The sequence below is a fragment of the Bradyrhizobium oropedii genome (assembly GCF_020889685.1).
GTDB classification, from domain to species: domain Bacteria; phylum Pseudomonadota; class Alphaproteobacteria; order Rhizobiales; family Xanthobacteraceae; genus Bradyrhizobium; species Bradyrhizobium oropedii.
Map to the genome: position 1 here is coordinate 1 of NZ_JACMYO010000209.1, position 13558 is coordinate 13558.

Sequence of the window (13558 nt, forward strand, 5' to 3'; positions counted from 1 at the left end):
GCGCCGCCGGTAACTGCGGCCGCGCCTCCGCCGCCGCCACCTCCGCCCCCGACGACGTCAGGCTCCGGTACGCCGGAAGCTCCGACCTCGAAGTAATCGTCAACGCCGGGCCGTGAGGTCCGGCGTATTCATTTGACTGTCACTAGAGTATAACTCTAGAGTATTGATCTAGGCGAGGAGGCAGAGTGAGCACGGCGCGCGAAGATCTGCTGGCGGCGGGACTGGCGGTGTTCGACCGCGACGGTTTCGAGGGCGCGACGGTGGCCGAGATCCGCTCTCGCGCCCGCGCGTCCAACGGCAGCTTCTTCCACTTCTTCACCTCGAAGAAGGAGCTCGCCGGCACCCTGTTCCTGGAGATCCTGCAAACCTATCACGCCGCGATCATCACCTCGGTCGACGACACCTGCGGCGCAAGCGACGGCGTGGCGCGGCTGATCCACGCTCATCTCGATTGGGTCGTCACCTTCAGGCGCGAGGCGCGGTTCCTGTTCGAGATTTCGCGCAGCGAATGGGGTGAGGAGGTGCACGGCGCACAGCGCACCGAGAATTCGCGGCTCACCGACGCCATCGAGCGCTGGCGCGCACCGCGGCTCGCGCGCGGCGAATTGCTGCCGATGAGTCCGACGCTGTTCTTCAGCCAGATCATCGGACCGGCGCAGATCTTCTGCCGTGCCTATCTGTCGGGCCGCCACACTGGCGATCCGCGCGAACAGGTCGAGACGCTGATCGCCTGCGCGATCCGCGCAGTGGTGGCGCCGGGTGCGCCGGAGCGAACAGGAGGAACGTCATGAACCAAGCCGATCCGGATTTCGCGCCGATCGCGACGCGAATTCGCGACAATGTCGGCCGTCAGGGCTTCATGGGGCTGGTCGGTGCTGAAGTGGCCGAACTGTCGCGCGGTGCGTGCACGCTCGCGGTCGACCGGCGGCCGGAGCTGTTGCAGCAGCACGGCCTGTTTCATGGCGGGGTGACGGCGTTTCTGGTCGACAACGCCACCACGATTGCAGCGGCAACCTCGCGCGGCCAGCCGGCGCTGACGGCGGAGTACAAGCTGAACCTGCTGTCGCCGGCGTCGGGCGATCGCCTGATCTGCCGGGCGCGGGTGATCAAGCCGGGACGTCAGGTCGCCGTCGTCGCAGCCGACGTGTTCTGCATCATCGACGGCAAGGAGAAGCACACCGCGACGGCCTTGGCGTCGATCGCCATGCTCGACGATCAGGCGGCGGCACGAATCCAAAGCCCGGCCTGATTGAGGCCGGGCTTCGTAGCGTTTGGTCGATTGGACGATCGAGAGACGCTTACTTCTCTTCGGCGGCCGGAGCCGGTGCGGCTTCGTCGTCGTGCTGGGCTTCCGGATCGAAGAATTCGCCGGCGGCGGCGAGCGCCTCGGCGGCGGCGTCCTGGTCTTCCTGTCGGGTCGAGATGTCCTCGCCGCGCTTGATCCGTTCAGCCTCTTCGGCGGAGCGGGCGACCGTCACGGTGACGCTGGTCTCGACCTCGGGATGAACCGCGATCGTCACCTTCTGCTTGCCGATCACCTTGATCGGCGAGTCGAGCCAGACCTGCGGACGGGCAACCGTGACGCCGTCGGCGGCCAGCGCGGTGACGATGTCGCGCACCGTGACCGAGCCGAACAGCTGGCCGGACTCGGAGGCCTGGCGGATGATGATGATGTCGCGGCCGTCGATCTTCTCGGCGACCACGGCGGCTTCGCCCTTGGCCTTGATGTTGTTGGCCTCGAGTTCGGCCTTCATGCCGTCATACCTGGCGCGGTTCGCCTCGGTGGCGCGCAGCGCCTTGCCGCGCTTCAGCAAGAAGTTGCGGGCGAACCCGTCCTTGACGCGCACGACTTCACCCATCTGGCCAAGCTTGGCAACGCGTTCGAGCAGAATGACTTCCATTTTCGTTCTCCTTTAGAGTCTAAGTATCGGGTTGAATGGTTGGATCGAATCTCAGGCCGCGGGCAGAGGCGGCGGTCTTGTTTGCAGATAGCGCTGGCGCAATCCGAACACGGCGTCGGCGATGCCGAGCGCGGTCATCACGAGAATCAGTCCGCTGAAGAGGAACATCAGCACGTAAGTACAGGCGAGCCAGAACGCGCGGTTGCTCGCCGACAGGGTCAGGACATGGAGGACCGCGAAGCCGACGATCGCGTACGCGAGCAGCAATGCCATCGCGATCACCGTTGCGATCATCGCAACTGTGCCACCGACGAAGCAGAAGGCGATCGCGGTCGCCATGATAACGAGCGTGATCGGCGGGAGCGCGACGCTTCGCAGATCGGGCGAAGGCCGATGAAATCGTCCGGATGTCCTCGCGACCTTCGCCGCAAGCCAAAGGTTCAGCGTCAGCCACAAGATTACGTTGACCGGCAGCGCCACCGGGGCGAGGAACGCGAACAGTTTCGCGAACTGATCGATTTGCTCGGCAGTCAGATTGCCGTCCGTTCCGCGCGTGGCCTCGCGCAACAGTTGCCGTACGGTCTCGGCAACGCTTTGGGCGTCCGTGCCAAACACCAGAAGGATGGCAGTTGCCAGGAGAACCGCTATGACCACGATCCAGAGAAGGATCCGGTCAACTGGATACCATTCCAGATCTGTTGGGTTGCCCACATGTGCTGCGGCGACGACTGGTCGACCGAGCAGGGCCAGGTGACCGAGCCACACGGCCGGCAAGAACACAGCTAGCCCGAATCCGATGCTGTGCGACCAGCCGAGAACGATCGCCATCGCGCCGGTTGCGGCGATTCCGCCGACGACGGCTGCGACCGGGCCCCAGCCAAGTCCTACCACCATCAGCGGCAGCGGAGCTAAATAGACGAGCGGCAACGAGATCGCGGCGCCCGAAAAAATCGAGGCGAACATCAGCGCCGACGCGGCGCCGGCTGCAAGTGCAACGATGAGTATCGCGATCATCAGCTGTCCCGCCCCCTTCGAGCGGTTAGGGGGTCTGCTTCGAGACCCCCAACCATCGGCGACCAGACGACCCGGAAGCCTTATGAGAATAATAAGCGGCCGGCGACGTATGCCGCCGGCCGGAAACGATTAGCGGATCACGTAGGGCAGCAGGCCGAGGAAGCGCGCGCGCTTGATGGCGCGGGCGAGCTCACGCTGCTTCTTGGCGGACACGGCCGTGATACGGCTCGGCACGATCTTGCCGCGCTCGGAGACGTAACGCATCAGCAGCTTGGAATCCTTGTAGTCGATCTTCGGCGCATTCGCGCCCGTGAACGGGCAGGACTTGCGACGACGGAAAAACGGACGGCGGGCACCAGCATCAGCCATGATTCATTACTCCTCGGTCGCAGCTTCTTCTTCGCGCGGACGGCGCGGGCCACGGTCGCCACGGAAACCACCACCTTCGCGGTCACCACGGAAACCGCCTTCGCGGTCGCCACGGAAGCCGCCGCCACGGTCATCGCGCTCGCGGTCACGGTCGGCCTTGCGCATCATCGCAGACGGGCCTTCCTCGTGCTCTTCGACGCGCACGGTGAGGTAACGGATGACGTCTTCGTTGATCCGCTCCTGGCGCTCGATCTCGGTGACGACAGCCGACGGTGCGTCGATGTTCATCAGCACGAAATGCGCCTTGCGGTTCTTGTTCATGCGGTAGGTGAGGGAGCGCACGCCCCAGCTCTCGGTCTTGGTGACCTTGCCGCCGCCCTGTTCGACGATGCCCGTCATCTGGGCCGTCAGTTCATCCACCTGCTGGGTGCTCGCATCCTGACGCGCGAGAAAAACATGCTCATAAAGAGGCATGGTTGTCCTTTCCTGTGTTGGCGCGGTTTCCGGCGACAAGCCCTTCGAGACCTTCGGAAAGGACTCGAGCTGCTCAGAAGGCGGGAGCACGGGACGACGGGCCGACTGGCCCTGCCACATCAAAATCAACGGGTGAGTTTGCTGAGACCGTCCGTTCAGCTCCCGGCCGGAGCCCACGAATGGCGCGCTTATACGGATTTTGGCCGCGAAAGCAAGGGTTCGCGGCTTGCGGATTTGCGCGAGGTCGTAGCCCGCGAGGCCGTTCAGCGCAACTTTGCCGGTTCCACCTTGATTTCTTTGTTTGTATGTCATACAAATATCTCCGGGAGGACGAGGGATTATGGGTTCGGAGACCGCCAGCGGCATGTCTGCGTCCGATCCGAAGCACGCGGTCCGCGCGACGCGGTCGGCGGGGCGCAAGATGCGCTCGCTGCTGCTTGATGCCGCCAGCCGCCTGTTCAAGGAGCGCGGGCTCTCGGGCACCTCGATCTCCGATATCGCCGCCGCGGCCGACGCCTTCCCGAGCCAGATCACCTATTACTTCCGCACCAAGGAGGCGCTGTTCGTCGAAGCCGCCAGCCGCGACATGCTTTATCTCGCGCGCGCGACCGAGCAGGCTGCCCTGAAGGCCCACACGCCGCGCGAATACACCCGCGCTTTGGCCGAGACCGTGACCGCGACCGACACGGTCGCCTTCTTCGCCGAGGCGCTGACGCTGACACGGCGCCGGCAGGACCTCGCGCCGCTGGTCGAACGCACTATCGAGCGCCTGCACAGCGAAGGCGCGCGCGCCTATGCGGGCCAGGTGGAGCGGCACGGCTGGCGCTCGCTGCGCGCCCCCGAAGAGAGCTCGCGGCGCTTTTGGGCGATTGCAATCGGCGTGATCGTCGAAGGTTTCGCCATGGGCCGCGCCGCCGAGGAGATGTGCCGCGAATTGCTGCGCGCGCTCGGCGAGCAGGCAACTGCAACAACGACGCCGGCCAATGATGGAGCGCGCCTGCGCCTGGTCGGCGATCGCGACACTTCATCCTCAACAGACGGGGAGACAGACTGATGACCGCACTTCGCATGCGAGCCCGCGATTTCCTCACCGAAGATGAACTGGTCGCGGTGCGCGAGCGCACGACCTGGAAGGGCGTCGCCCTGATCGCGCATGCCTGGGCGCTGATCCTGGGCGCGATCGCGCTGGTGGCGTGGTGGCCCAATCCGCTGACCTATCTGCTTGCGGTCGCGATCATCGGCTCGCGCCAGCTCGGGCTTGCGATCCTGATGCATGACGGCGCGCATGGCTGTCTCTCGGCGGACGAGAAGACCAATCTCACGCTGAGCCAATGGTTCTGCGCCTATCCGATCTTCGCCGAAACCCGCGGCTATCGCCGCTATCATTTGCAGCATCACGCGCGGACGCAGCAGCAAGATGATCCGGATCTCGTGCTGTCAGCGCCGTTTCCGATCACCAGGATGAGCTATCGCCGGAAATTCCTCCGCGATATCACCGGACAGACCGGCTACCAGCAGCGTAAGGCGCAGCTGCTCAATGCGATCGGACCGAAGGAGTGGCCGTTGTCGCAGCGCGCCGCCAACTTCTGGCAGAAGCTCGGGCCGCAATGCGTCACCAATGCGCTGCTGTTCGCAGGCCTCGCCGCCGCCGGCGTGTGGTGGGCCTATCCGCTGTTGTGGCTGGTGCCGCTGCTGACCTGGATGATGGTGATCACGCGCATCCGCAACATCGCCGAACATGCCGTCGTGCCCGACAGCTCCGATCCGTTGCGTAACACCCGCACCACGCGGGCCAATGTCCTCGAGCGGTTGTTTATCGCGCCCTATTACGTGAACTACCACCTTGAGCATCATCTGCTGTTCTACGTGCCCTGTTACAACCTGCCGCGCGTCCATCGCATCCTGAGCGGAAGCCGCCATGCCGACCGGATGGAAGTCCAGCCGGGCTATGCGGCCGTGCTGCGGCTGGCGACCGCCAAGCCCAATCGGGAAGACCGCCCGGGGAAACTGGTCAACAGCGCGCGCCGGGCAAGGGCCGGCGCCGAGGTTAATGCCGACCAGAATGCCGGGGGATTCTAGGGCGGAGCCGGCCCGGCATCCCCAGGGTTCCGCGCGCGCGGCTTGACATCGCGCCCCCCATCAGTGTCTTACGGCCCGGTCCGAGGCCGGTTGCAAGGCAGGGTCTGGACCCGCTGTGGCGCGTTTCGCGCGACGCGGATACCGTTTTCCCCTGCGGCAGGCGCGCGGCGCTTGCGCGGAGATCACGCTCAACAAGGTAGGGAGCGCCGATGACGGCAGCATTTACGTTTCCCGGGCAGGGCTCGCAGGCGGTTGGCATGGGCAAGGCCCTGGCCGACGCCTTTCCGGTTGCGAAGGCCGTGTTCGACGAGGTCGATTCCGCGCTGGGCGAGAAGCTGACCGCGATCATCTGGGATGGTCCGGCGGAGACGCTGCAGCTCACCGAAAATGCCCAGCCGGCCTTGATGGCGGTCTCGATCGCCACCTTGCGCGTGCTTGAGAGCGAAGCCGGCTTCTCGGTCGGCCGCAACGCGGCCTTCGTCGCCGGGCACTCGCTCGGCGAGTATTCGGCACTGGCCGCTGCCGGCAGCCTGACCGTCAGCGACACCGCGCGGCTGCTGCGCACCCGCGGGCTTGCGATGCAGAAGGCGGTGCCGGTCGGCGCCGGTGCGATGGCCGCGCTGCTCGGCCTCGATTACGAGGCGGCGGTCGCGGTCGCCAACGAGGCGGCGCAGGGCCAGGTCTGCCAGGCCGCCAACGACAATGGCGGCGGCCAGGTGGTGGTCTCCGGCGACAAGGCCGCCGTCGATCGCGCGGTCGAGATCGCCAAGACCAAGGGCGCCAAGCGCGCCATGCTGCTGCCGGTGTCGGCGCCGTTCCACTGCAAGCTGATGCAGCCGGCCGCCGATGCGATGGCGCAGGCGCTGGCCGGCGTCACCATCAAGGCGCCCGCGGCGCCGCTGGTCTCCAACGTGCTGGCCTCCGCCATCACCGATCCGGACGAGATCCGCCGCCGCCTGGTCGAGCAGGTCACCGGCACCGTTCGCTGGCGCGAGTCGGTTACCTATATGGCGGGGCAGGGCGTGACGCGGTTCTTCGAGATCGGCGCCGGCAAGGTGCTGAGCGGTCTCGTCAAGCGCATCGCCGATGGCGCGGTCGGCGTGTCCGTCGGCGGCCCGAACGATATTGCTGCAGCCAAGGATGCGCTGGCAGCCTCGGCATAAAGTAGCCGGAAGGAGAATTCGATGTTTGATCTGACTGGCAAGACGGCGCTCGTCACGGGGGCAACCGGCGGCATCGGCGGCGCGATCGCGCAGGCGCTGCATGCGCAGGGCGCGACGGTGGCGATTTCGGGGACGCGGCGCGAGGTGCTGGACGGCTTCGCGGCCAAGCTCGGCGAGCGCGTTCACGTGCTGCCGTGCAATCTCTCCAGCAAGGATGATGTCGAGGCACTGGTGCCGGCAGCGGAAGCCGCGATGGGACAGGTCGACATCCTGATCGCGAACGCCGGCATCACCCGCGACAATTTGTTCGTGCAGTTGCGCGACGAGGACTGGGACGACGTGATTGCGGTCAACCTGACCGCGACATTCCGCCTGGCACGCGCGGCGACCAAACTGATGATGCGCAAGCGCTTCGGCCGCATCATCGCGATCACCTCGATCGTCGGGGTCACCGGCAATCCGGGGCAGGGCAACTACACCGCGTCGAAGGCCGGCATCATCGGCCTGATCAAGACGCTGGGCGCCGAATACGCGAAGCGCGGCGTGACCGCCAACTGCATCGCGCCGGGCTTCATCAAGACGCCGATGACGGATGCGCTGAACGACAAGCAGCGCGAAGCCATTCTGGCAAAGGTTCCTGCGGCGCGGCTTGGGACGCCCGAGGATATCGCTGCCGCGGCTGTCTATCTGGCCTCGAACGAGGCGGCCTACGTCACCGGACAGACGATTCACGTCAACGGCGGGATGGCTATGATTTGAGCTGGTTGCTGGCTCTCGCAATGCGGCGAAAAGCCGTTTTCGGGAGCCGGTTCAGGCGTGTAGTCAAGGCTTTGGAAGTATGGTAGCTGAACCCCCCATGGATGGGCAAAGAACGCCATTGCAGGATTTTGAAACCCTGTATATTGGCGTGGCGACGCCTGCCGTTCGCCGGGGCTTTAGTCGGCTACGACCGGGCCGAATCAAGACTATGCGCGACTGAGTAATCGAGACGACCACGATGGCTCGTATCGTCTTGGGGTCGGGTCCAATGGAACAACGAGGTTGAACGATGAGTGAGATTGGCGAGCGGGTTAAGAAGATTGTGGTCGAGCACCTTGGTGTCGAACCCGAGAAGGTGATCGATAGCGCGAGCTTCATCGATGACCTCGGCGCCGACAGCCTCGACACGGTCGAGCTCGTGATGGCTTTCGAAGAAGAATTCGGTTGCGAGATTCCCGACGACGCGGCGGAGACGATTCTGACCGTCGGCGACGCGACCAAGTTTCTCGAGAAGAACGCGAAGAGCTGACGCCGATCGCGAAGTTGATGGGGCCGGACGGACCGTGATCGAGCGGTCCCCCGGCTTCTTATTATTAGCTGCCCATTGCTGGCCGGAGACGTGGAAATGAGACGGGTTGTCGTCACGGGGCTGGGCATGCTTACACCGCTCGGCTGCGGCGTTGACGCAACTTGGGCGCGTATCCTTGCCGGAGACAGCGGCGGCAAGAAGATCGACACGTTCGAAGTGTCCGACCTGCCGAGCCAGGTCGCCTGCTACATTCCGCGCGGTGACGGCTCCAACGGCACCTTCAATCCCGATCAGTGGATGGAGCCGAAAGACCAGCGCAAGGTCGACGACTTCATCATCTACGCGATGTGCGCGGCCAGGCAGGCGCTGGACGATGCCAACTGGCATCCGAAGTCCGACGAGGACCAGTTCGCCACCGGCACGATGATCGGCTCGGGCATCGGCGGCCTCACGGGCATTGCCGAAACCGCAGTGCTCCTCAAGGAGCGCGGACCGCGCAGGGTCTCTCCTTTCTTCATTCCGGGCCGCCTGATCAATCTGGCGTCCGGCTACGTCTCGATCGAGCACGGCCTGAAGGGTCCCAACCATGCCGTCGTCACGGCGTGCTCGACCGGCGCGCATGCGGTCGGCGATGCGGCGCGGTTGATCGCACTCGGGGACGCCGAGGTGATGGTTGCGGGCGGCGCCGAATCGCCGATCTCCCGCATCGGTATCGCCGGCTTCTGTTCCGCGCGTGCGCTGTCCACCGGCTTCAACGACACCCCGACAAAGGCATCGCGGCCCTACGACAAGGATCGCGACGGCTTCGTGATGGGCGAGGGGGCCGGCGTTCTCGTGCTCGAGGAATACGAGCATGCGAAGCGGCGCGGCGCGAAGATTTACGCCGAGGTCACCGGCTACGGCCTGTCGGGCGATGCGTTCCACATCACCTCGCCGCCGCCGGACGGCAATGGCGGCTTCCGCAGCATGAGCATGGCGCTGAAGCGCGCCGGCCTTGCGGCATCTGATCTCGACTACATCAATGCGCACGGCACGTCGACGCAGGTCGGCGACGAGATCGAGCTCGGCGCGGTCGAGCGTCTGCTCGGCAATGCGGCTTCGAAGGTTTCGATGTCGTCGACCAAGTCCGCAACCGGACATCTGCTCGGTGCGGCCGGCGCGATCGAGGCGATCTTCGCGATCCTGGCGATTCGCGATAATGTGGTGCCACCGACCATCAATCTCGACAATCCGTCGGTGCAAACGGCGATTGATCTTGTGCCGCATACGTCGCGCAAGCGTGACGTGAATGTGGCGCTGTCCAATTCCTTCGGTTTCGGCGGCACCAATGCCTCCGTAATCGTGCAGCGCGTGACCAACTAGTAGGTCTTGAGAGCGTTTCGAGCGAAGTGGGTACCGGTTCGCGTGAAGAAAACGCGTCAGAATAAGAATCCAAAGTCCCGTTCCGATCACATCGGAACGGGACTTTAGAACTAGTCCACCGTTTTGCCGTATTCCGCGGTGACTCCTAATAGCGGGCGCATGCTATTGGCAGGACAGGGGTTTGTCCGGCCACGATTCAACCGGCAGGATATTGGTTTGCATCGATGAGTGAGAGGCCGCCCATTTCACCGAGGAGTCCACGTGCCGCGCTGGAGCCCGAACAGGTTCCGCCGCCGCCCAAGCGCTCGGATCGCGCCCGCAATCCTTTCGTGATCGTCGGCAATGCCATCTTCACGATCCTGATCATCCTGATGCTCGGCGCCGGAGCGACGTATTACTACGGCAAGCAGGCGCTGGAATCGCCGGGACCGCTGCAGGAAGACAAGATCGTCAACATCCCCGCGCGTGCCGGCAAGCGTGACATCGCCGACGTGCTGTCGCGCGAGGGTGTGATCAACGTCAATCCGTGGGTCTTCATCGGTGGCGTGTTTGCGCTGAAGGCGAGCTCCGATCTCAAGCCCGGCGAATACTCGTTCCAGAAGAATGCCAGCCTGCGCGACGTCATTGCCACCATCGTCGACGGCAAGGTGGTGCAGCACGCGATCACGATCCCGGAGGGCCTGACCTCGGAGCAGATCGTGACGCGGCTCTCCGACAACGACATCTTCACCGGTTCGGTGCGCGAGATTCCGCGCGAGGGCACGCTGCTGCCGGAGACCTACAAATTCCCGCGCGGCACCACGCGCGACCAGGTGATCCAGCGCTTGCAGCAGGCGCAGAAGCGCGTGCTCGCCGAAATCTGGGAACGTCGCAACACCGACTCGCCGCTGAAATCGCCGGACCAACTGGTGACGCTGGCCTCGATCGTCGAGAAGGAAACCGGCCGTGCCGACGAGCGCAGCCGTGTTGCCGCCGTGTTCGTCAATCGGCTGCGGCAGCGGATGAAGCTGCAGTCCGATCCGACGATTATCTACGGACTGGTGGGCGGCAAGGGAACGCTCGGGCGCCCGATCAAGCGCAGCGAGATCACCCAGCCGTCGCCCTACAACACCTATGTGATCGACGGCCTGCCGCCCGGACCGATCGCCAATCCCGGCCGCGCCTCGCTGGAGGCGACCGCCAATCCGGCGCGCACCCGCGACCTGTTCTTCGTTGCCGACGGGACCGGCGGCCACGCCTTTACGGAAACCTACGATCAGCACGCGAAGAATGTCGCCAAGCTGCGCGCGTCGGAAAAGCAGATCCAGAACGACACCGTCGAGCCTGCGGACGATCCGGCGCCGGCCGCCGCGGCGCCCGGGGCAGCGGACACCAATCCCACGGCGGCCACGCCGCCGAAGCCTGGCAATCAAAAGAAGCCGCCGCGCAGCGGTCGCCAGGGCGCAGCCCAGCAGACCACTTCGCCGCCTGTTGTGCAGCGATAGCTTCACATTCCCGGAGGTGGACGTAATTCCACTTTCATGGAATCCGTTTTAAAGTTGCACCGGCTGCCCACGAGTCTTCAGGCTCCGGGTGAGTCACATATCCTTCTGTTGGAGAGTTTCACGCGATGGCGCTGTCGAGCATGACCGGCTTTGCCCGAAGCCATGGTGCGAGCGGTCCCTATACGTTCGAGTGGGAGCTGAAGTCGGTCAACGCCAAGGGCTTTGACCTGCGGTTGCGGCTGCCGCCGGGCTGGGACGAGCTCGAAGCCCTGGCCAAGAAGCGCGCCGGCGAGTTGCTGTCGCGTGGCACGGTCTACGCCAATCTCAGCGTCAAGCGCACCGATGCGGCGCAGACGATCCGGATCAACGAGGACGTACTGGCCGCCGTCGTGAAGGTCGCAGGTGAGCTCGCGCAACGGATCGACGCGGTGGCGCCGAGCATCGATGGTCTGCTCGGCATCAAGGGCGTCATCGAGGTGGTCGAGCCTGACAGCAACGAGGACGAGGACAAGGCGGCGCGCGAGGCTGCGGCCAAGGCCTTCGAGCAGGCGCTCACGAGCCTCGTCGAGATGCGCCGCCGCGAGGGCGATGCGCTGGGCCAGATCCTGATGCAGCGCATGGACGAGATCGAGCGGCTCGCCAAGCGCGCCGAGACGGCGCCCGGCCGCAAGCCCGAGGCGATCAAGGCGCGGCTTGCCGAGCAGATCGCAGCATTGCTCGAGACCTCCGATCGCTTCGATGCCGACCGGCTCAGCCAGGAGGCGATCCTGATCGCCACCAAGGCCGATATCCGCGAGGAGCTCGACCGCATCGCCTCGCACATCACCCAGGCGCGGGAGATGATTGGCAAGGGCGGCCCGGTTGGGCGGCGGCTCGACTTCCTTGCTCAGGAGTTCAATCGCGAGGTCAACACCTGCTGCTCGAAGTCGAACGACGTCGAGCTGACCAATACCGGCCTTGAAATGAAGAACGTGGTCGAGCAGTTCCGCGAACAGGTCCAGAATCTGGAGTGAACGATGACGGCGCAGGGTTTTGACGGCGTTGAGCGGCGCGGACTGATGTTCGTCCTGTCGTCGCCTTCGGGCGCCGGCAAGACGACGCTGTCGCGCATGTTGCTTGAGCGCGAGCCGGGCCTGAAAATGTCGGTGTCGGCGACCACGCGGCCGATGCGCCCAGGCGAGGTCAACGGCCGCGACTATTTCTTCGTCGACAAGCCGAAGTTCGAGACCATGGTCAAGCAAGGCGAGCTGCTCGAATGGGCAACCGTGTTTGACAATCTCTACGGCACGCCACGCGCCCCGGTCGAGGCGGCGCTATCGGTCGGGCAGGATGTCCTTTTCGACATCGATTGGCAGGGCACGCAACAGCTGCACCAGAAGGCCAGCGTCGACGTCGTGCGGGTCTTCATCCTGCCGCCGTCAGCCGCCGATCTCGAGAAGCGGCTGCACACCCGCGCGCAGGATTCGGAGGAGGTCATCCGCGGGCGGATGAACCGTGCCAGCCATGAGCTGAGCCATTGGGCGGAATACGACTACATCGTCGTCAACCAGAATGTCGACGACGCCTTTGCCGAGGTGCAGTCGATTCTGAAGGCCGAGCGTCTGAAGCGCGAGCGCCGCACCGGCCTCACCGAATTCGTGCGCGGCCTGCAGCGTCAGCTCGAGAAATAGCTGGCCTCGATCGTGATGCGATCGCAAGGGATCGCATCACGACTGATTGTCATGTTTCCGAGCGAAGCCTAGTTCGCCGCGCTGCGCGCCAGCCGCTGCAGCATCGCCGCGATCTGCTTGTTGTCCTGCTCGGTTTGATCCGGCTCGCGCGCCGTCTCTCGGCGAGCAACGGGGGTCTCGGCACGGCGCGGCGGCACCTGCGACAGGCGTTGCGGACGGTCGCGGCTGACGACGGCCATCGGCGGCGCCGGCTCGGTGTGGAGTGAATCCCAGGGCGCTTGCCATTCGTCCTTGATCTGGTAGGGCGGCGTCCGAGTCCGGGTCAGCCGGAACACCAGCGCACTGACGAGACCGGCCAGCGCCAGGGCGCCGACCATCACGATCAGCAGCATCTGCGTCGAGGACGATGACTTCTCCGCGGACGCCTCGGCCGTAGCGGCAGCTGCCGGCGCGGCCGCTTGCTGCGGCGTCGCATCGGCCTGCGCGACGACGGTCGGCTGGTCCGCGGCGTGGCGCGTTCCGTTGGTTCCGGCCATGCTCGATGCGTCCAGCCACCTGGCGTTCACCTCTGATGGCTGGGCGTTCGCGTCGGGTGACGCAGCAGCCCCGGCCGGATTGGCGGCCTGACCTGCATCTGCGCTCGCGACGGGCGCGGCGGCGGCCTGTGGCGAGGGCCACTCGGCATGGGCGTTGGCAACCGATTTGCGCATCGCCGGCTGCGGCGCCGGCGCTGGCTGGCTCTGCGGCGGCGTGG

15 protein-coding genes and 1 pseudogene are annotated in these 13558 nt (G+C 65.2%); 11 read left to right on the forward strand and 5 right to left on the reverse strand.

What is annotated here, in order from left to right; genetic code table 11:
* Positions 1-185: 185 nt before the first annotated feature.
* Together H8A95_RS36520 and H8A95_RS36525 are read left to right on the forward strand one after the other, a co-directional pair.
* A complete protein-coding gene (locus H8A95_RS36520; RefSeq protein ID WP_229187490.1) occupies positions 186-791 on the forward strand; it encodes a TetR/AcrR family transcriptional regulator in 606 nt (201 codons plus the stop codon).
* On the forward strand, positions 788-1249 hold the full coding sequence (locus H8A95_RS36525) for a PaaI family thioesterase (RefSeq protein WP_229187491.1): 462 nt from the start codon (positions 788-790) through the stop codon (positions 1247-1249). The genes H8A95_RS36520 and H8A95_RS36525 overlap by 4 nt, the downstream gene beginning before the upstream one ends.
* 49 nt (positions 1250-1298) lie before the next feature.
* Here the strand turns inward: H8A95_RS36525 and rplI are convergent, their stop codons facing one another.
* The 4 genes from rplI to rpsF all read right to left on the reverse strand — a co-directional run bounded on the left by rplI (position 1299) and on the right by rpsF (position 3758).
* Positions 1299-1901, reverse strand: a complete 603-nt coding sequence (gene rplI / locus H8A95_RS36530) for a 50S ribosomal protein L9 (protein WP_229187492.1) — start codon at positions 1899-1901, stop codon at positions 1299-1301.
* 51 nt (positions 1902-1952) lie between these two features.
* Positions 1953-2915, reverse strand: coding sequence for a DUF2232 domain-containing protein (locus H8A95_RS36535; protein WP_229187493.1), 963 nt, complete (start codon positions 2913-2915; stop codon positions 1953-1955).
* Between the two features lie 129 nt (positions 2916-3044).
* Positions 3045-3284 (reverse strand): 30S ribosomal protein S18, encoded by a 240-nt coding sequence (gene rpsR / locus H8A95_RS36540; RefSeq protein WP_016844287.1) that lies wholly within the window; start codon positions 3282-3284, stop codon positions 3045-3047.
* A gap of 6 nt (positions 3285-3290) precedes the next feature.
* Positions 3291-3758, reverse strand: a complete 468-nt coding sequence (rpsF, locus tag H8A95_RS36545) for a 30S ribosomal protein S6 (RefSeq protein ID WP_163155312.1) — start codon at positions 3756-3758, stop codon at positions 3291-3293.
* Positions 3759-4122: 364 nt separating this feature from the next.
* Here rpsF and H8A95_RS36550 point away from each other — a divergent pair, with 364 nt between their 5' ends.
* The 9 genes from H8A95_RS36550 (at position 4123) to gmk (ending at position 12804) form a co-directional block, all read left to right on the forward strand.
* Entirely contained in the window at positions 4123-4812 is a 690-nt protein-coding gene (locus H8A95_RS36550) for a TetR/AcrR family transcriptional regulator C-terminal domain-containing protein (protein ID WP_420839512.1), read from the forward strand.
* Entirely contained in the window at positions 4812-5837 is a 1026-nt protein-coding gene (locus H8A95_RS36555; protein WP_229187495.1) for a fatty acid desaturase family protein, read from the forward strand. Before H8A95_RS36550 ends, H8A95_RS36555 begins: the two co-directional genes overlap by 1 nt.
* Before the next feature lie 209 nt (positions 5838-6046).
* On the forward strand, positions 6047-7000 hold the full coding sequence (gene fabD / locus H8A95_RS36560) for an ACP S-malonyltransferase (RefSeq protein ID WP_229187496.1): 954 nt from the start codon (positions 6047-6049) through the stop codon (positions 6998-7000).
* A 21-nt stretch (positions 7001-7021) separates the two neighbouring features.
* Positions 7022-7759 (forward strand): 3-oxoacyl-[acyl-carrier-protein] reductase, encoded by a 738-nt coding sequence (gene fabG, locus H8A95_RS36565; protein ID WP_018271293.1) that lies wholly within the window; start codon positions 7022-7024, stop codon positions 7757-7759.
* 289 nt (positions 7760-8048) lie between these two features.
* Positions 8049-8288, forward strand: coding sequence for an acyl carrier protein (locus H8A95_RS36570; RefSeq protein WP_056294916.1), 240 nt, complete (start codon positions 8049-8051; stop codon positions 8286-8288).
* A gap of 96 nt (positions 8289-8384) precedes the next feature.
* Positions 8385-9650: a beta-ketoacyl-ACP synthase II gene (fabF, locus tag H8A95_RS36575; RefSeq protein WP_229187497.1), complete on the forward strand. Its 1266-nt coding sequence runs from the start codon at positions 8385-8387 to the stop codon at positions 9648-9650.
* A gap of 224 nt (positions 9651-9874) precedes the next feature.
* The gene (mltG, locus tag H8A95_RS36580) at positions 9875-11134 is read left to right on the forward strand and encodes an endolytic transglycosylase MltG (RefSeq protein WP_229187498.1); all 1260 of its coding nucleotides are present in this window, start codon (positions 9875-9877) and stop codon (positions 11132-11134) included.
* A gap of 125 nt (positions 11135-11259) precedes the next feature.
* Positions 11260-12147: a YicC/YloC family endoribonuclease gene (locus H8A95_RS36585; protein WP_163155292.1), complete on the forward strand. Its 888-nt coding sequence runs from the start codon at positions 11260-11262 to the stop codon at positions 12145-12147.
* Positions 12148-12150: 3 nt separating this feature from the next.
* Positions 12151-12804 carry a guanylate kinase gene (gene gmk / locus H8A95_RS36590; RefSeq protein WP_229187499.1) on the forward strand — a complete coding sequence of 218 codons (654 nt, stop codon included), beginning with the start codon at positions 12151-12153 and terminating at the stop codon, positions 12802-12804.
* Between the two features lie 68 nt (positions 12805-12872).
* Here gmk and H8A95_RS36595 read toward each other — a convergent pair.
* Positions 12873-13558 (reverse strand): annotated as a pseudogene (locus H8A95_RS36595) (hypothetical protein); the annotation flags it as partial.

Bases quoted from the DNA above. Each gene is read 5' to 3' on its own strand.
- H8A95_RS36525 (WP_229187491.1), top strand. From the start codon at position 788: ATGAACCAAGCCGATCCGGATTTCGCGCCGATCGCGACGCGAATTCGC.
- rplI (WP_229187492.1), bottom strand. From the start codon at position 1,901: ATGGAAGTCATTCTGCTCGAACGCGTTGCCAAGCTTGGCCAGATGGGT.
- H8A95_RS36535 (WP_229187493.1), bottom strand. From the start codon at position 2,915: ATGATCGCGATACTCATCGTTGCACTTGCAGCCGGCGCCGCGTCGGCG.
- rpsR (WP_016844287.1), bottom strand. From the start codon at position 3,284: ATGGCTGATGCTGGTGCCCGCCGTCCGTTTTTCCGTCGTCGCAAGTCC.
- rpsF (WP_163155312.1), bottom strand. From the start codon at position 3,758: ATGCCTCTTTATGAGCATGTTTTTCTCGCGCGTCAGGATGCGAGCACC.
- H8A95_RS36550 (WP_420839512.1), top strand. From the start codon at position 4,123: ATGTCTGCGTCCGATCCGAAGCACGCGGTCCGCGCGACGCGGTCGGCG.
- H8A95_RS36555 (WP_229187495.1), top strand. From the start codon at position 4,812: ATGACCGCACTTCGCATGCGAGCCCGCGATTTCCTCACCGAAGATGAA.
- fabD (WP_229187496.1), top strand. From the start codon at position 6,047: ATGACGGCAGCATTTACGTTTCCCGGGCAGGGCTCGCAGGCGGTTGGC.
- fabG (WP_018271293.1), top strand. From the start codon at position 7,022: ATGTTTGATCTGACTGGCAAGACGGCGCTCGTCACGGGGGCAACCGGC.
- H8A95_RS36570 (WP_056294916.1), top strand. From the start codon at position 8,049: ATGAGTGAGATTGGCGAGCGGGTTAAGAAGATTGTGGTCGAGCACCTT.
- fabF (WP_229187497.1), top strand. From the start codon at position 8,385: ATGAGACGGGTTGTCGTCACGGGGCTGGGCATGCTTACACCGCTCGGC.
- mltG (WP_229187498.1), top strand. From the start codon at position 9,875: ATGAGTGAGAGGCCGCCCATTTCACCGAGGAGTCCACGTGCCGCGCTG.
- H8A95_RS36585 (WP_163155292.1), top strand. From the start codon at position 11,260: ATGGCGCTGTCGAGCATGACCGGCTTTGCCCGAAGCCATGGTGCGAGC.
- gmk (WP_229187499.1), top strand. From the start codon at position 12,151: ATGACGGCGCAGGGTTTTGACGGCGTTGAGCGGCGCGGACTGATGTTC.